The following is a 16769-nucleotide window of genomic DNA, read 5'->3' on the forward strand; positions in this document are numbered from 1 at the left end:
CGCGGGCCGGCGCCGAAAGGCGGCCGGCCCGCGAAAGGCGAGCGGGAGAGGGAAACGTCCGGAACGCTCAGAAAGAGGCGAGCGCCGGGGCGGCATGCGACTCCCGCCCGAGGAGGCGGACGAGCGGGGCGCAGCCGTACAGCGGCCAGCCGTCCAGCAGCCCCGCGTCGGCCAGTTCCTCCAGCAGGTCCTCGGCCTCGTCGGTGCCGGTGTCCAGCAGCGCGGCGGCGTCGGCGGCGTCCAGCCGCTCCAGGCCGGCCGCCGCCAGCACGGCGAAGGCGCGCCGGGCGGGTGCGGGCAGCCGCTCCAGTGCGGTGCGCAGGGCGGCCCGTACGTCCAGGCTGCCCAGGCGCAGTTCGCCGAGCCGGCGCTCCTCCGGCGCGAGGCGGGCGGCGAGCCGGGCGGCCGGCCAGTGCGGCCGGGCGGCCAGCCGGGCGCCGGCGATGCGCAGGGCCAGGGGCAGCCGGTCGCAGTACTCGGCGATGCGCGCGGCCGCCTCGGGGTCCTGCGCGAGCCGGGCGGGCCCGGCGACGGCGGCGAGCAGCCCCACCGCCGCGGCGGGCTCCAGCGGGCCGAGCCGCACGAGGTGGGCGCCCTCCAGGGCGGCGAGCGAGGCGCGCACGCCGGTCACCAGGGTGCGGCTGGCACCGGCACCCGGCAGCAGCGGCCGGACCTGGGCGTCGTCGGCGGCGTTGTCGAGGACGACCAGGACGCGGCGGCCGGCCAGCAGCGTGCGCCAGAGCTGCCCGCGCTCGTCGGCGGTGGCCGGCAGCCGGTCGGGGCCGACACCGAGGGCACCCAGGAACAGGCCGAGGATCTCGGCGGGTTCGCGGGGCGTGCCGTCGGCGGTGCGCAGGTCCGCGTGCAGCCGGCCGTCGGGAAAGTCGCCGGCGAGATGCGCGGCACCCCACAGCGCCAGCGCGGACTTCCCCGTCCCGGGCGCCCCGGTGACGACGACGTCGCGCCCGGCCCGCAGGGCGGCCATGACGTCCTCGGCCTCCCTCTCGCGGCCGAGGAAGTCGGCGGGCGGGGCGGGGCAGGTCGCCGGTTTGCGGGCAGTCGTCCGGCCGGGGGCACCGGCCAGCGGCAGTGGGGGGAGGAACGCAGGGGCACCCACCGGCCCACCGGCCGCCACCACCCCGCTCTGCGGCGCCTGCGCCGGAGCCACGGTGCCGGACAGCACGGCCTGGTGCAGGGCCCGCAACTCGTTCCCCGGATCGATGCCGAGTTCCTCGGCCAGGACGGCCCGCCCCTGCTCGTACACGGCCAGCGCATCCGCCTGTCGCCCGCTGCGGAAGAGCGCGGTCATCAGGTGGCACCGCAGCCGCTCGCGCACCGGGTGCCGGTGCACCAGCCGCGTCAGGGCGGGCACCATCTCCCCGTGCCGCCCCAGCGCCAGCGCGGCCTCCGCATGGTGCTCCAGTGCCGCGATGCGCGCCTCCTCCAGGCGCGGTCCCTCCGCCTCGGCGAGGTGCTCGGTCACACCGGTGAGCGCGGGCCCGCGCCACAGGGCGAGGGCGTCGGACAGGTGCCGCTCGGCGTCCTCGTGGCGCCCGGCGGCCAGGTCGGCGCGGCCGGCCTCGGCGAGGCGGCGGAAGGCGTCCCAGTCGAGGGGCGCGTCGCCGATGTCCAGCCGGTATCCGGCGCCCACGCGCTCCAGGGTCACGTCCGCGCCGAGGCGGGTGCGCAGCCGGGAGACGTACGTGTAGAGCTGGTTGGTGCTCGTGGCGGGCGGTTCCCAGCCCCACACCAGGGTGGTGAGGCGCTCGTCGGGCATGACCTTGCCGTGGGCGAGGAGCAGGGCCGCGAGCACGGTGCGCTGCTTGGCGCCGTCGAGGGCCACCGCGCGGTCGCCGGCCGTGGCCGCGACCTGCCCCAGGATCTGGAAGTCCATGCGCGAAACGCTATTGACCTGCGCTTTTACGGGGCTGTCGGGGCGATTTCGCGGTCGGTTTCGCGGTCGCGAAAGCGAGACGAAAGCGCCGGAAAAAGGGGTCTTCCTAACGTGGTGGGCACACCGGGGCGAGCGCTCCGGAAGCAGCCGAGACCACCGTCGCGTCCCAGGAGGAACCCGTGAAGCGCCTCTCCCCCGCCCTCAAGGCCCTTGCCACGACCGGGGCGGTCCTCCTGCTGTCGGCGGCCGGCACGACCGCGGCCCAGGCGGCGCCGCACGACGACCCGTGGACGGTGGGCCCGGCCGTGGCGAAGGACGACCCGTGGACCGTCGCCCCCGCCGGCACCAAGGACGACCCGTGGACCGTCGCCCCGGCCACCGTCAAGGACGACCCCTGGACGTGAGGCGGCCGCACCGCCCCTCCCTCACGGCTGCACCAGCGCGAACAGCTCCTGCGAGCCCGGCGCCGCGCCGCCGCGCACCACGTCCCCCAGGTGCCGCGCCTTCTCCTGCCAGAACGGCGCGCCGATTCCGGCGAAGAGCTCGTCCGCGGCCGTGAAGCAGTCCGCCGCGCCGGCCGCCTCGCCGTGCAGCAGCACCAGGCACCCCAGCACCATGCGGGCCCGGCCCTGCAGGTAGCGGTCCGGCACCTTGCCGGCGACCCGCAGCGCCTCGCGCACCGCCTCCTCGGCCTCCAGGGTGCGCCCCTGGCACCACAGCGCCTCGCCCAGCGCGCGCAGCGCGTGGGCCTCGCCCCGGCGGTCGCCGCCGGCCCGTACCAGGTCCAGGGCCCGCCGGCCGGCCTCCTCGGCGCGCTGCCCGTCGCCCTGGTGGAGCAGGGCCTCCGCGAGCCGTACGGTGCTCTGCGCCTCGCCGCGGGCCGTACCGAGCGCGCGGCTGCGGGCGACGGCCTCGGACGACAGCTGCAGGCTGGCCCGGGGGTCGCCGCGCTCCAGCTCGATCTGGGCGAGCATGCCGAGGACGTGGGCCTCGGCGTACCGGTCGCCGACGGCGCGGAAGATCTCCAGTGAGCGGTGTCCGAGGTCACGGGCGTCGTCCAGCTCGCCGTGGTGGCGGGCGCACAGCGCGAGGTTGCGCAGCACCAGCGCGCGGCCCTGGTCCTGCCCGAGCTCCTCGAACAGGCGCAGGGCGTCGGTGAGGTGGGCGCCGGCACGGTCGTAGGACCACTCCACGATCTCCAGCGTGCCGAGCGAGTGCAGCATGACGGCCTCGCCGAGCCGGTCCCCGGCCTGCCGGGCGGCGGCGAGCGCCGCTTCGCAGGAGTGCCGCCAGTCCTCCAGGTAGTTGCGGTTCTGGAAGAGGGTGACGCTGGTCATGGTCAGGTCCCAGGCGAAGGCGGACTCCGCGTCGCGGGCAGCCTGTTCGACCAGGCCGGTGATGGCGGCGCGCTCGCTCTCGAACCACTCCATGGGGTCCTGCAGCAGGCTGTCGGTGAGGTGGGCGGGCAACGGGTGCAGGGGGGCCGGCCCGTGCAGCACGGTGTAGTCGCCGCCGTAGACGCGCCGGTGGGCCTCGGCGGCCAGGGCGAGCCAGGCGCCGAGCGCCCGGCGGACGGCCCGGCGCAGGTCCGGCGCCGCGTCCTCGGCGAGGGCGCGTTCGCGGGCGAAGAGGCGCGGCAGGCCCTGGAAGCGGTAGCGCACGTGCCCGGTGGTGGTGCCGACGGGCATCACGAGCTGGGCGTCGACGAGTTCCTCGATGAGGTCCTCGGCGTCCAGCGGCTCGATGTCGAGCAGCGCGGCCCCGGCCCAGGCGGCGAAGTCGGGGACGTTGACGGTGGCCAGCAGCCGGAACATCCGGGCCGTGGCGTCCGGCAGGTCGCGGTAGCTCAGCCGCAGGCCGGCGCGCACGCCGCGCTCGTCGGGGCTGAGCTCGTCCAGCCGGCGGTGCTGGTCCTCCAGCCGGGCCACCAGGGAGCGCACGGTCCAGTGGGGCTTGGCGGCGAGCCGGGCGGCGGCGATGCGCAGGGCGAGCGGCAGCCCGTCGCACAGCGCCGCGAGCCGGGCGGCGGCCACGGGGTCGGCGGTGAGCCGGTCGTCGCCGACGACGCGGGAGAGCAGGGCGATGGCCTCGTCCTGGCCGAGGGCGTCGAGGTGCAGGGGGACGAAGGCGTAGTCGCCGGCGAGCGCGCCGCCCATGGGGTCGCGGCTGGTGACGAGCACGCAGCAGCGGCCGGAGCCGGGCAGCAGAGGCCGTATCTGCTGGAAGGAGCGGGCATTGTCCAGGACGATCAGGACGCGGCGGCCGTCGAGGACGCTGCGGAAGAGGGCGGTGCGCTCGTTCTGGTCGGCGGGGATCTGCGGGGCGGGTACGCCCAGGGCGCGCAGGAAGCGGTCGAGGACGGCGCTCGGCCGGCGCGGCTCCTCCTCGTCGTAGCCGCGCAGGTCGGCGAAGAGCTGGCCGTCGGGGAAGCGGACGGCGACCTGGCGGGCCCAGTGGACGGCGAGGGCGGTCTTGCCCACCCCGCCGATGCCGGTCACGGAGCCCACGGGCAGGGCGGGGCCGCCGAGGTGGTCCAGGAGGGTGTCGAGGGCGGCCAGTTCGCGCCGGCGGCCGGTGAAGGAGGCGACGGCGGAGGGCAGCTGGGCGGGCACCGTGGCGGAGGGCACGAGCGCGACCGGTTCGGCGGGCAGGGCCAGCCGGGGGGAGTCGGCGAGGATCTCCTCGTGCAGTTCCTGCAGGGCGGGGCCGGGATCGATGCCGAGCTCCTCGGCCAGCAGCCGCCGGCCGTCGCGGTAGGTCTCCAGCGCCTCGGCGCGGCGGCCGGAGCGGTACTGGGCGAGCATGAGGTGGGCCGTGGCGGTCTCGCGCAGGGGGTGCTCGCGGACGAAGGCGGTCAGTTCGCCGATGAGTTCGCGGTGGTGGCCCATCTCCAGGCGCAGCCCGGCGTGCTCCTCGTGGACGTCCAGGCGCATCTCGGTCAGCCGGGCGGCCTCGGCCTGGGCACGCTCGGCGGTGATGCCCTCCAGGGCGGGGCCTCGCCACATGGCGAGGGCCTCCTCGAAGTGGGCGCACGCCTCCTCGGCGCGCCCGCTGCGGGCGGCCTCGCGGCCGAGGGCGGCACGCTCCTCGAACTCGACGGCGTCGATGCGGTGTTCGCCCGCGAAGAGCATGTAGCCGGGGTGGCTGGTGACGAGGACGTCGTCGACGCCGACGGTGGCCTTGAGGGTCTTGCGCAGGGCGGAGACGCAGATGGCGATCTGGTTGCGGGCAGTGGCGGGCGGGCGGCCGTTCCAGACGGCGTCGGCGAGGGCCTCGACGGAGACGACACGGTTGGGGGCGAGCAGCAGCATCGACATGATGGTGCGCTGCCGGGCGCCGGTGAGCGTCACCGGCGCCCCACCGGCGCTGATGTCCAGCGGTCCCAGGATCCGGAACACCATCTGTAGCACGAGCTGCCTCCCATGTCGCGGCCGCACCCGGGCTCCGTGCGACCCGGTTCATGCCGCTTCAAGTGCTTAACAAGGCACTGTGGGGCGGGCAACGACGCTGGCAGCTTGCTGCCGTGCGGCCCTCTCGACATCCGCCGACCCGGCGGCTACGGCGCCCCGAAGGGGCGCGGCCTAGGACGTGCGGAGGGCGACGAAGTCGCACAGGGCGTCCAGGGCCCTGCGCGCGGTCAGCGGCGGCAGGACGGCGAGCGCGGCGCGGGCGTCGGCCAGCCGCTGGTGCAGGATCTCCTCGGCCCGGGCGCGGGCCGGGGCGGTGCGGAACAGCTCCAGGGCCCGGCGGTGGTCGGCCGGGTCGGCGAGCGCGCCGCCCGCGAGCAGGGCGCGCAGCTCGGCGCCGCCGGCCGCGGTGTCGGCGCGGGCGAGCAGCACCGGCAGGCTGGGCACGCCGGCGAGGAGGTCCTTGCCCTGTTCCTTGCCGGTGAGGGTGGCGGGGGCGGCCAGGTCGAGGAGGTCGTCGGCGATCTGGAAGGCGATGCCGAGGTGCTCGCCGTAGGCGGCGAGGGCAGCGGTGTACGGCTCGGGGGCGCCGGCCTGCAGGGCGCCGATGCCCAGGGACATCGCCAGCAGGGCGGCGGTCTTGCCCTCGGTGACGCGGAAGTAGTGCGCGACGGGGTCCTCGTCGGGGGCGGGGCCGGTCAGTTCGCGCAGTTGCCCGGCGACCAGGCGGCCGGCGGTCTCGGCGTTCAGCCGCAGCGCGTCGGCGCCGAGGCCGGCGGCGAGCTGGGCGGAGCGGGCGAGCAGCCAGTCGCCGCCGAGGACGGCGGTGCGCTCGCCCCAGCGGGCGTTGGCGCTGGGCACGCCGTGCCGGGTGGCGGCCTGGTCCATCACGTCGTCGTGGTAGAGGGAGGAGAGGTGGACGAGTTCGGCCACGACGGCGGCGACGGTGACGCCCTCGTCCCAGGGTTCGCCGAACTGGGCGCCCAGCAGGACGAGCAGGGGGCGCATGCGTTTGCCGCCGGCGGCCGCGATGTGGCCGGTGAGGTCGGCGACGCGGGGGTCGGGGGCGCTGCGCACGCAGTCCTGCAGGGCTTTCTCCGCGGCGGCCAGGCCCTCGCGTATGGCTGTTTCGAATTCCTCGTCGTCGAGCGCGAGTTGCCCGAGAATACCGGAGGAACGGTGCGGCACCGGACCGGCTGCGGCGGCCGGGTCCATGTGAATCAGGCCCACGGGGAAACCCCTTTAGGAATCGTGGTGTGCTGCGCAACCATGTCGGGATCCCATGAACTGCGCCAAGGGAAGTGGCAGGAAGATGCAACCTTTCTTCGTGCCTGCTGGAAGGGGCCATTCGGCGTTTACGCTCCTGCCGACGCACATCAAGAAAGGCACGTGAATTGAGCAAGCGTTTCGCATCCGTCGTGGTGGCCGCTTCCGGTCTGCTGGCCCTCATGGGCGGCACGGCCCAGGCGCAGACGGCGCAGGAGGCCCCCGACGCGGCCGCCAAGTCCTGTGACGGCGTCAAGCTGTCCGGCACCCTGCCGGCGCCGCCCGCCGGCATGGCGGTCACCCAGCAGGTGACGATCGGCGAGGACTGCAAGCCGGTGCTGGGCCCCGTGCAGTACGTGCCCGCCTCGGGCGCGGCCGCCAAGAAGGCGGTCGCCGGGGCGAAGCCGGTGGCCGCGGCCGCGGGCACCACGCGGCAGATCCGCAGCTGGAACGAGATGTTCGACTGCTGCAAGATCCGGATGACGGGTCTGTACACCACCTCGACGGTCAACACGGCGGACGGCCGTATCACCAGCGCGTCCACCGAGGCGCGCCAGGAGTTCAACCGCGAGCCGTGGGACGCGGGCTGGTCGGTGAAGTCCGCCGACCACAAGGACGACTGCCTCACCAACTGCTCGGTGGTCAACTCCGAGGCGCACGCGGAGTTCGCCTACAAGGGCATTTTCGACGTGACCGGCAAGTGGTACGCCAACACGCACCACTCGTACGTCAAGCTCAACCCGGACGCGACCGCGACGTGCACCTTCGACGTGGACCTGCGGCACACCTTCATCGGCTGGAACTGGCAGCGCGGCTGCGAGTGATCCGCTCCTGACGACCGGTGCCCCGTGGCGAGTCCGCCGCGGGGCACCGGTGCGTTCCGGGACTGCTGCTCAGCACGCGCCTTCGACGATGGCCACGGCGTTGATGCCGCCGAGCCCGAAGGCGTTGAGCTGGGCGACGTTCAGCCGCTGCCCGCCGGCGGGGGTGCCGGTGACGAAGCGGAAGGGGGCGGCGGGGGCGCAGGCGGGGCGCGCACCGACGGTGGGCGGGACGCGCCCCTCGTTGAGCGCCCGCAGCCCCACGATCAGGTTGATCAGGCCGGAGGCGCCGGAGGTGTGCCCGGTCATCGACTGCACGGCCGTCATCAGCGGGCCGCCCGCCGCGTCGCCGAGCACGTCGGCCAGGGCCACGGCCTCGGCCTCGTCGTCGCCCAGGGTGCCGTCGCCGTGCAGCATCACCAGGTCGACGTCGCCGGGGCCCACGCCGGCCATGCGGTGCGCGGCGCGCATGGCCTCGGCGATGCCGGCCGGGGAGGGTGCGGTGACGTGGTGGGCGTCGCAGTTGACGGCGACGCCGCGCAGGCGGCCGTGCACCCGCAGGGCGTCGTCGCCGGTGCGGCGCAGCACGACCGCCGCGGCGCCGTCGCCCATGGGCACCGCCCGCCCGCCGGCCGGGCGTACCCGTTCGAGCAGTCCGTACAGGGACTCGGTGAGCACGTCGACCCCGGCGACGACCACCACCTCGGGGGCGTCCTCGCCGTCCTGGGCGAGCAGGTCCAGGGCCAGGGCCAGGGCGTACAGCGAGGCCGCGCAGGTGTTGGAGAAGGTGTGCGTGACGTCGGCGTTGAAGCGGGTGCGCAGCGCGGTGCCGAAGTCCAGGCCGGAGTCGGCGAAGGGCGAGCCGTCGCGCCACCACAGTTCGAGGGAGCGCAGTTCGCGCATGCCCGTGCCGACCAGGACGGGGATGCCGGCGAGGTCCTCGCCGAGGCCGGCGTCGGCCACGGCCTGGCCGACGGCGTCCAGCAGCAGCCGGGTGGCGCGCCCGGGTACGTCGGAGCCGGCGGTGGGCCGGTCGTCGACCTCGTAGGCGTGCCGGCCGCGGAAGCGGCTGCCGTCGAAGCCGCGGAACTCGGCACGGCCGCTCAGGCCGGCGCACAGGCTCTCGAAGAGCTCGTCGACGCCGGCGCCGGTGGCCGCGACGGCCCCCATCCCGACGATGGGACGGCTCACCGGCTCGTCGCACACGGCAGTGGACACACCTTCACCCCGTTTCGGATGTACCTGTTTCGGACGTGCGTGTTGCGGACGTGCGTGGTACGGACGTGCGTGGTACGGCTGTGCGTGCCGGCGTCTTCAGGTGCGGCCGCGCGGGCCCTTGGCCCGCACCGTGGCGTCGCCGAGTTCGCAGGCCGCCTCGATGACGGCCCCGCGCAGCACCCGGCTGGGGGTGACGGCGAGCCGGGCGGGCGGCCCGGTCAGCGCGAGGGCGGCCGCGCCGCGGGTGCCCTCGGGGCGCACCGGCACGGCGATGGCGACGGAGCCGGGTACGGCGGCGTCGGGGCCGTGCGCCCAGCCGTTGCGGCGGACGAGGGCGAGCGTGGCGGCGGTGAAGCGGGCGCGGCGCAGGCCCTCGTAGAGCTCCTCGGGGTCCTCCCAGGCCAGCAGCACCTGGGCGACGGGGCCGGCGGTGGCCGGCTGGGCCGAGCCCACGGGGACGACCTCGGCATCGGTGAGGGGGTCGCTGGAGGCGGCGACGCAGATCTGCATGCCGCCGCGGCGCCGGAAGAGCAGGGCGTGCAGGCCGGTCAGGGCGTGCAGCCGGTTCAGGACGGGCCCCGCGGTGCGGACCAGCCGGTCCCGCTGCACGTCGGCGGCGGCGCTGCTCAGGCGCGCGCCGAGCACGAAGCGGCCCTGGGCGTCGCGGGTGAGCAGGTCCAGGCGTTCCATGGCCAGGGCGATGCGGTGGACGGTGGGGCGGGCCAGCCCGGTGTGGGCGACCATGGCCGCCAGTGTCGCCGGGCCCTTCTCGACCACGCCGAGCAGCAGGGACGCCTTGTCGAGCACGCCGACTCCGCTGACGGTCGGCTGCCGGGTCGCGGTGACGCTCATCGGGCCGGCACCGCCGCCCGCTCCAGGACGCCGGGGCCGTCCACGCTGATCACCTCGGTGTCGGGGACGATGCGGCGGATCAGCCCGGCCAGGGTGCGGCCGGGCCCGATCTCGACGAGCCGGCGGCAGCCGAGATCCCCGGTGAGGGTGTGCACGCTCTGTTCCCACAGCACGGGCGAGGTGAGCTGCTGCACGCCCAGTTCGGGCCAGTCGCAGTCGCCGTCGTAGGGCCGGGCGTCGGCGTTGGCGACCACGGGCAGGTGCCGGGGGGCGAAGCGGGCGGCGCGCAGGGCGCCGCTCAGGGCCGCGGCGGCGGGGGCCATGTACGGGCTGTGGAAGGCGCCGCCGACGGGCAGGGCGAGCATGCGGGCGCCGATGACGGGAGCCTTGGCGGCGACGGCCGCGATGCCTTCGGGGGAGCCGGAGACCACGGTCTGGCCGGGGGCGTTGACGTTGGCGACCCACACGTCGGCGCCCCCCTCGCGCACCTCGCGGACCATGGCGACGACCTCGGCCAGGGGGGCGGCGACCAGGACGCCCATGGTGCCCTCTCGGTGCCGGGCGGCCTCCCGCATGGCCCGGCCGCGGGCGGCGACCAGGGCGGCGCCCTCGGCGACGGTCAGGGCGCCGGCGGCGGTCAGGGCGGTGTACTCGCCGAGGCTGTGCCCGGCCAGGGCGACCACGGGGCCGTCGAGGAAGCCGGTGCGCACGGCCTCGGCGTGGGCGATCAGCGAGACGGTGAAGACGGTGAGCTGGGCGAGGTCGGTGCGCCGCAGGTCCTCGGCCGGGGTGGCCAGGAGGAGTTCGGGGAGGTCCTCGCCGGTGACGGCGGAGATCTCCGCGGTGAGCTCCCACGACGGGGTGTCCCGCCAGGGTTCGCCCATGTGGTGTTTCTGTGTTCCCTGGCCCGGGAACACGAGGCCGATCGGCAGCTGATTCATGGAACGCCCTCCACTTGTTCTTCCCGCTGGTGTTCCGCCGAAAGGCACGAGGGCCGGATCCGTGTGCGCCGGAGTGTCCGGCCCCCGTGCGCCGACGGCATAACGGGGGAATCAGCCGCCGGGGAAGGAAGGCGGCCCGTGGGGCGTGCTCATTGCGCACGGCGTCCGCCGGGCGGCGCTCTCCCTTTCCTGACGGGTCATACAACTGGCCGGTGCTCTCCCGCGGCAACGTCCCTTTCAGGAAGATGCCAGTGCACAGGAAGCTGCCACCGCTTCATCTGCGGCCGCCGCCGAATTGGCTGCCGGCGGGCGGCAGCAGGCCCAGTTCGGCGGCGCGCACGCCGGCCTGGAAGCGGGAGCTGGCGCCGAGCAGGGCCATGATCTCGGCGACGTAGCGCCGGTAGGTGCGCACGGAGACGGCCAGCTCGCGGGCGGCGACCTCGTCGGTGACCCCGGCCCGCAGGGCTCCGAGCACCTGCCGGGCCAGGGCGGCGCGGTCGCGGTCGCCGAAGACGAGGGGTTCGCCCGCGGGCACGGCGTTGGCCCACACGCTCTCGAAGAGGGTCTGCAGGGTGTGCAGCACCTCGGGCAGCCGGATCACCGAGGCCCGCCGGCCGACGGCCGACTCGGCCACCACGAGGGCGGCCCGGCCGTCGACGACCAGGGCCTGCAGGGGCGGCACCCTGGCCACCCGGATGGCCACCGGCCGGTCGCGGGCGAGCTGTTCGCGCACGAACTCCTCGTCCAGCAGGGCCGGCGAGCTCAGCAGCCGTACGGTGATGCGCTCGGCGGCGCCGTAGATCAACCCCCGTTCCGAGCGGCCGGTCTGCTCCTCGTCCGTCAAGTGCCGGGCGTGCACGATGTCGATGCTCTCGCGTGCACCGCGGATGAGTGATTCCGCGGTGTCGAGGACGACGCCGTAGTCGTTGTCGACGACGGTGATGAGCCGTTCCTGGGTACTGCGGTCGCGGTGGATGGCGACGGTCGACTCGATCAACGCCTGTACCTGGAGCAGGGCATGCTCCAGTTCGTCCTCTGCACTGCTGGACACGTCCTGCTCTCACCATCCGTTTTCTCGTGTGCCCCTCGGCGTTCTCCCTGCGGTGAACGCCGCTCACTCCGACAGCAGGCCGGCCTCGACGGCCCGTACGCCCGCCTGGAAGCGGGAGTTGGCGTCCAGTTCGCGCATGATCTCGGCGACGTGGCGCCGGTAGGTGCGCAGGGAGACGTTCAGTTCCCGGGCGGCGGTCTCGTCGGTCTTGCCGGCGCGCAGCCGTTCGAGGATGCTGCGGGCGAGCTCGGTGCGCAGGCGCGGGCTGAGCCGCAGATGGTCGGTCAGGTCGCGGCCGCGGGACCAGGCGCCGGCGAAGAGCAGTTCCAGGGCGCGGACGGCGGCGGTGTCGTTGACGACGGCGGCCTGTTCGGGGCCGGCGGCGCCGGCGCGGACGAGGGCGGTGGTGCCGTCGACGATGAGGACCTCGCGCAGTTCCCGTTCGGACACGCGGGCCTCGATGCGGTTCTCCGGGAGCCTGCCGAGCCGTTCGAGCGCGCTGTCGGGGGCCTCGGCGGTGCACAGCACCCGTACGGAGACCCGGGGCGGGAGCGCGGCGAGCGAGCGCAGGACGGCGTCGGCGAACTCCCCGGCGCCGGTGAGGGCGACGCAGACGGTGTGCCGGGCGCGTCCGATGAGTTCGTCGAGGGAGTGGCCGATGAGTGCGGCGTCGGTGTGCTCGACGGCGGAGGGTGCCCCGGCCCGCTGCCGGTACAGGGAGACGGTGGATTCGATCAGGGCGCGGGCCTGGAGCAGCGCCTGTTCCAGATGGGCGGCGTGTTCCTCGTCCCTCGTGGCCGGTGCGGCCCCCGCGGCGTCCGGCCCGCGGACGCCCGATGGTGGTTCAACTGTCAAGCCTGTCATACGTCCCCCTCGCGTGCCCAGGCACTCCCGTCGCCGCAGCCGCGCGTGAACGCCGCAGTGCCGTGGCGCGGACTCGGCGGGGAACGTTTTCCCACCCCTTTACGCAGACAACCGGAATGACGGCTTTTCGCTTTGGGCGGCGGCAACGAGAAGATCGTCTTGATCTGGGCAGACATTAGTTCGCATTGCGAGACCCAGTCAACGAGCCATCATGGGGATGGCCGGATTCCGGTCAGTGAACCAGGTTTTCCCAACGCTCCCACCAGCATCTCCCATCCCCGCTGACAACAAGCTGCACTGCACCCTCGGAAGCGGTACCTCCCCTTACTAGTTGGGTCACGAGGGGTCGAACAACACCTCACAGAGCGTCATTTCCCTGTCCAGTAAAGGCCATCCACATGCTGATACTGGCCGCGTGTCGCCTACAGTCGCGGCGTGACCACGACACCGCCGCAGTCCACAGCGGTCCGGCGAAGCCCGCGGAACCGCAGGCCCGAAGAGGATCCGTCCGGTCCGTCGGCGCGGAATCCGTGGCGACAAACCGATTGATTCAAGCCACCTTCGGAATTCAACCAGTGGCCATTTTCAGTTCCTTCCGGAGTGGTTGACCAAAGCAATCAACGGAAGCGCACTTCCTTCGACGCCGCGCGGGACCCGCACGTCCCGGCGCGCCTTGAAGCAACGGGGAAAACATGACAACTGCACGCCCGCGGAGCATCGCCGACCTGCTCCTCGACGCAAGCCGGCACCATCCCGACACGGGAATCCGCTACTGCTCCGGCGGCGCCGGGGCCGCCTACCAGGACCAGACCCACGTCCAGCTGCTGGACGACGCCACTCACCTGCTGGACGGGCTGCGCGCCCGCGGGCTGCGCCCCGGCGACCGGGTCGTCCTCGTCCTCGAGCACCCCCGCGACTTCCTCACCGCCTTCTGGGCCGCCGTGCTCGGCGGCTTCGTCCCCTGTCCCCTGGTTCCGCTGCGCGGCGACGCCGAGCGCTGGGCCGCCCAGCTGGCGCACGTGACCGCGCTGCTCGACGGCCCCCTGCTGATCACCGGCGACGAACTGGCCGCCGAACTGCCGCCCGTGGACGGCCTGGTGGCCGTGCCCCTGAGCGCGCTGCAGGCCGCCGCCGGCGCGGGCCACCGCCGCGCCGCCGACGCCCCCACCCCGTACCCCGCCGACCCCGGCGACACCGCGGTGCTCTTCCTGACCTCCGGCTCCACCGGCGCGGCCAAGGCCGTGATGCTCAGCCACGCCAATCTGCTGGCCTCCATGACCGGCAAGAACGGCCACCACCGCCTCGGCCCCGCCGACACCACCTTGAACTGGGTCTCCTTCGACCACGTGGCCGCGCTGCTGGAGTGCCACCTGCTGCCGCTGTCCACCGGCAGCCGCCAGCTGCACGTGCCCGCCCCCGTGATCCTCGGCGAACCGCTGGAATTCCTGCGCCTGGTCTCCCGGCACCAGGTCACCATGACCTTCGCGCCCAACTTCCTGATCGGCCTGCTCACTTCCGCCGCCGAGCGCCTGGAGGCCCGCGGCGAACGGCTCGACCTGAGCCGACTGCGGCACATCATCAGCGGCGGCGAGGCCGTGGTGTGCGCCACCGGCGAGGCGTTCCTCGCCCGGTACGCCGAGCACGGGCTGGCCCCCGACGCGCTGTGGCCCGCCTTCGGCATGACCGAGACCTGCGCCGGCAGCGTCTACTCCCGCGCCTTCCCCGCCGTCGACCGTGGCAAGGAGTTCGCCTGCCTGGGCACCCCCGTCGAGGGCCTGCGCCTGCGCATCGCCGGCGAGGACGACGCGCCCCTGCCCGACGGCGAGACCGGCGAACTCCAGCTGTCCGGCCCGATGATCACCCCGGGCTACTACAACGACGCGCGGGCCACCCACGAGGCGTTCACCGCCGACGGCTGGTTCCGCAGCGGCGACCTGGGCCGCCTCGACGACGGCCGGCTCACCCTGGTCGGCCGCAGCAAGGACAGCGTCATCGTCAACGGCGTCAACTACTTCAGCCACGACATCGAGGCCGCCCTCGAACGCCTCGACGGCGTCGCCGCCTCCTACGTCGCGGCCTTCCCGCTGCGCCCGGCCGGCAGCGACACCGAGCAGCTGGTGATCGCCTTCCATCCGGAGGTCCCCGCCGGGGACGCGGGCGCGCTGTACCGCGTACTGATCGCCGTGCGCAGCACCGTGGTCATGCACTGGGGGTTCCGTCCCGCCCTCGTCCTGCCGCTGCCCGCGGACGCCTTCCCCAAGACCAGCCTGGGCAAGATCCAGCGCGCGCTGATGCGCCGCCGGCTGGAGTCGGGGGCCTACGCCGCCGAGCAGCGCGCGGTCGCGGAGCTGACCGAGCGCATGCTCGGCGGGCACACCGAGCCCGAGGGGCGCACCGAGCGGATCCTTGCGGAGATCTACGCCGAACTCTTCGGCACCGACCCGGCCGCCATCAGCGCCACCGCGAACTTCTTCGACCTCGGCGGCACCTCGCTGGACCTGCTGCGGCTGCGCGCCAAGGTCTCCCAGCGCCTGGGCGTCGCCGGTCCGGAGATCATCACGCTGCTGACCGCCCCCACCGTCCGGGCGCTCGCCGCCCGCCTGGGCGCGCCGGAGCAGGCGGCCGGGCAGGTGTACGACCCGGTGGTGCCGCTGCAGACGTCCGGCGGCGGGACGCCGCTGTTCTGCGTGCACCCGGGGGTCGGCGAGGTCCTCGTCTTCGCCAACCTCGCCCAGTACTTCACCGGCGACCGGCCCTTCTACGCCCTGCGGGCGCGGGGCTTCGGCGAGCACGAGAAGCCCTTCGCCACGTTCGAGCAGATGGTCGACGCCTACGTGGAGGGCATCCGCGCCCGGCAGCCGCACGGCCCCTATGCGCTGGCCGGCTACTCCTTCGGCGCCGCCGTCGCCTTCGAGATCGCCAAGGTGCTGGAGGCGGCCGGCGAGCGGGTGGACTTCCTCGGCAGCTTCAACCTGCCCCCGCACATCAAGTACCGCATGAACGAGCTGGACTTCCCCGAGACCGCCGCCAACCTGGCCCTCTTCCTGGACCTGGTCGACCGGCGCACGGCCCGGGAGCTGCCGGGCACGCTGCGCGGCCTGCCCCGGGAGGAGCAGACCCGCCGCATCCTTCGGCTCGCCCCCGCCGAGCGGCTGGCCGAGCTGGACCTCGACGAGGAGCGGTTCGGCACCTGGGCGGAGCTGGCCGACGCCCTGACCGACCTGGGCCGCGGCTACGAGCCCGGCGGGCGTGTGCGCTCCATGACCGTCTTCTGCGCCGTCCCCCTGCGGGGCACCAAGGAGGAGTGGGTGGAGCGGGAGCTGCGCCGCTGGGACGACTTCACATGCGGCCCCAACCGCTACCTCGACATCCCCGGGGAGCACTACACCCTGATGGGACCGCGGCACGTCGCCGCGTTCCAGTCCATCCTGCGCCGGGAGCTCGACCGCGCCCTGGCCGCCGCCGACGCCGACCGCATGGGGCAGCCCGCATGAACCTCTCCGCACTCACCGGCAAGAAGATCCTGATCACCGGCGGCACCGGGCAGGTCGCCCGACCCGTCGCCGAGGCCCTCGCCCGGCACAACGAGGTGTGGTGCCTGGGTCGCTTCGGCACCCCCGGCGTGGCCCGGGAGCTGACCCGGCAGGGCGTCACCACCTGGTACTGGGACATGGCCGACGGCTCCGCCGACGCCCTCAAGGGCGTCCCGCAGGACTTCACCCACGTCCTGCACTCCGCCGTGCACCGCGGGGAGGACGGTGACGTCACCGCCGCCGTCGAGATCAACTCGGTGGCCACCGGCCGCCTGATGACCCACTGCCGCACCGCGGAGGCGTTCCTGTACGTCTCCACCGGCGCCCTGTACGCGCGCAGCACCCTGGACCACGCCTACACCGAGTCCGACCCGGTCGACGGCGTCGCCGACTGGCTGCCCGCCTACCCCGTCGGCAAGATCGCCGCGGAGGGCACGGCCCGGGCGTTCGCCCGCGTCCTGGGCCTGCCCACCACCATCGCCCGGCTGAACATCGCCTACGGTCCCGGCGGCTACGGCGGCGTGCCGATGCTGTACTTCGCCCGCATGCTCGCCGGCGAGCCCATCGCCGTTCCCCTGACCGGCCAGAACTGGTGCTCGCCCCTGCACACCGACGACCTCGTGGCGCAGGTGCCGCACCTGTGGCGGGCCGCCGGCATCCCGGCCACGCTCGTCAACTGGGGCGGCGACGAGGCGATGGGGATGACCGACTGCGTCCGTCATCTGGAGGAGCTCACCGGCGTCGAGGCGCACCTCGTGCCGAGCGCGGTCACGCGCGAGACGTACCGCTTCGACCCCACCCTGCGCCGCTCGCTCACCGGCCCGTGCACGGTCGGCTGGCGCGAGGGGATCCGCGGCACGCTCGAAGCCCTGTACCCGCAGTACGTCCGCAGCCTCGCGACCGCCGGCTAGGAGGAAGCCCA

The 16769-nt window shown here is 74.3% G+C and carries 12 protein-coding genes; 4 read left to right on the top strand and 8 right to left on the bottom strand.

Translation table 11 applies throughout. From position 1 onward, the window contains the following. Positions 1 to 67: 67 nt before the first annotated feature. On the bottom strand, positions 68 to 1894 hold the full coding sequence (locus AC27L3_RS17615) for an AfsR/SARP family transcriptional regulator (protein ID WP_487234969.1): 1827 nt from the start codon (positions 1892 to 1894) through the stop codon (positions 68 to 70). Positions 1895 to 2073: 179 nt separating this feature from the next. Between AC27L3_RS17615 and AC27L3_RS17620 the strand changes: the two genes are divergently transcribed. Next, positions 2074 to 2298 carry a hypothetical protein gene (locus AC27L3_RS17620; protein WP_487234970.1) on the top strand — a complete coding sequence of 75 codons (225 nt, stop codon included), beginning with the start codon at positions 2074 to 2076 and terminating at the stop codon, positions 2296 to 2298. Positions 2299 to 2319: 21 nt separating this feature from the next. Here AC27L3_RS17620 and AC27L3_RS17625 read toward each other — a convergent pair whose 3' ends face one another. After that, positions 2320 to 5295 (bottom strand): AfsR/SARP family transcriptional regulator, encoded by a 2976-nt coding sequence (locus AC27L3_RS17625; RefSeq protein ID WP_487234993.1) that lies wholly within the window; start codon positions 5293 to 5295, stop codon positions 2320 to 2322. A 180-nt stretch (positions 5296 to 5475) separates the two neighbouring features. After that, positions 5476 to 6531 (bottom strand): polyprenyl synthetase family protein, encoded by a 1056-nt coding sequence (locus AC27L3_RS17630; RefSeq protein WP_487234971.1) that lies wholly within the window; start codon positions 6529 to 6531, stop codon positions 5476 to 5478. 164 nt (positions 6532 to 6695) lie between these two features. On the opposite strand from AC27L3_RS17630, the gene AC27L3_RS17635 reads away from it, so the two are divergent. Then, positions 6696 to 7391 (top strand): hypothetical protein, encoded by a 696-nt coding sequence (locus AC27L3_RS17635; protein ID WP_487234972.1) that lies wholly within the window; start codon positions 6696 to 6698, stop codon positions 7389 to 7391. 69 nt (positions 7392 to 7460) lie between these two features. Here AC27L3_RS17635 and AC27L3_RS17640 read toward each other — a convergent pair whose 3' ends face one another. From AC27L3_RS17640 to AC27L3_RS17660, 5 genes are all read right to left on the bottom strand, one after another. Beyond that, positions 7461 to 8579, bottom strand: coding sequence for a beta-ketoacyl synthase N-terminal-like domain-containing protein (locus tag AC27L3_RS17640; protein WP_487234994.1), 1119 nt, complete (start codon positions 8577 to 8579; stop codon positions 7461 to 7463). A gap of 123 nt (positions 8580 to 8702) precedes the next feature. Further along, positions 8703 to 9458 (bottom strand): IclR family transcriptional regulator, encoded by a 756-nt coding sequence (locus AC27L3_RS17645; RefSeq protein WP_487234973.1) that lies wholly within the window; start codon positions 9456 to 9458, stop codon positions 8703 to 8705. After that, entirely contained in the window at positions 9455 to 10399 is a 945-nt protein-coding gene (locus AC27L3_RS17650; protein ID WP_487234974.1) for an ACP S-malonyltransferase, read from the bottom strand. The genes AC27L3_RS17645 and AC27L3_RS17650 overlap by 4 nt, the downstream gene beginning before the upstream one ends. A 274-nt stretch (positions 10400 to 10673) precedes the next feature. Continuing rightward, positions 10674 to 11450, bottom strand: coding sequence for a LuxR family transcriptional regulator (locus tag AC27L3_RS17655; RefSeq protein ID WP_487234975.1), 777 nt, complete (start codon positions 11448 to 11450; stop codon positions 10674 to 10676). A gap of 63 nt (positions 11451 to 11513) precedes the next feature. Continuing rightward, positions 11514 to 12314 (bottom strand): helix-turn-helix transcriptional regulator, encoded by an 801-nt coding sequence (locus AC27L3_RS17660; protein ID WP_487234976.1) that lies wholly within the window; start codon positions 12312 to 12314, stop codon positions 11514 to 11516. Between the two features lie 692 nt (positions 12315 to 13006). Between AC27L3_RS17660 and AC27L3_RS17665 the strand changes: the two genes are divergently transcribed. Beyond that, positions 13007 to 15808 (top strand): alpha/beta fold hydrolase, encoded by a 2802-nt coding sequence (locus AC27L3_RS17665; protein ID WP_487234977.1) that lies wholly within the window; start codon positions 13007 to 13009, stop codon positions 15806 to 15808. Then, positions 15805 to 16758 (top strand): NAD-dependent epimerase/dehydratase family protein, encoded by a 954-nt coding sequence (locus AC27L3_RS17670; RefSeq protein ID WP_487234978.1) that lies wholly within the window; start codon positions 15805 to 15807, stop codon positions 16756 to 16758. The genes AC27L3_RS17665 and AC27L3_RS17670 overlap by 4 nt, the downstream gene beginning before the upstream one ends. Positions 16759 to 16769 lie beyond the last annotated feature (11 nt).

Source organism: Streptomyces sp. PKA51, assembly GCF_057552455.1.

Bases quoted from the DNA above. Each gene is read 5' to 3' on its own strand.
- AC27L3_RS17650 (WP_487234974.1), bottom strand. From the start codon at position 10,399: ATGAATCAGCTGCCGATCGGCCTCGTGTTCCCGGGCCAGGGAACACAG.
- AC27L3_RS17665 (WP_487234977.1), top strand. From the start codon at position 13,007: ATGACAACTGCACGCCCGCGGAGCATCGCCGACCTGCTCCTCGACGCA.
- AC27L3_RS17660 (WP_487234976.1), bottom strand. From the start codon at position 12,314: ATGACAGGCTTGACAGTTGAACCACCATCGGGCGTCCGCGGGCCGGAC.
- AC27L3_RS17625 (WP_487234993.1), bottom strand. From the start codon at position 5,295: ATGGTGTTCCGGATCCTGGGACCGCTGGACATCAGCGCCGGTGGGGCG.
- AC27L3_RS17645 (WP_487234973.1), bottom strand. From the start codon at position 9,458: ATGAGCGTCACCGCGACCCGGCAGCCGACCGTCAGCGGAGTCGGCGTG.
- AC27L3_RS17615 (WP_487234969.1), bottom strand. From the start codon at position 1,894: ATGGACTTCCAGATCCTGGGGCAGGTCGCGGCCACGGCCGGCGACCGC.
- AC27L3_RS17670 (WP_487234978.1), top strand. From the start codon at position 15,805: ATGAACCTCTCCGCACTCACCGGCAAGAAGATCCTGATCACCGGCGGC.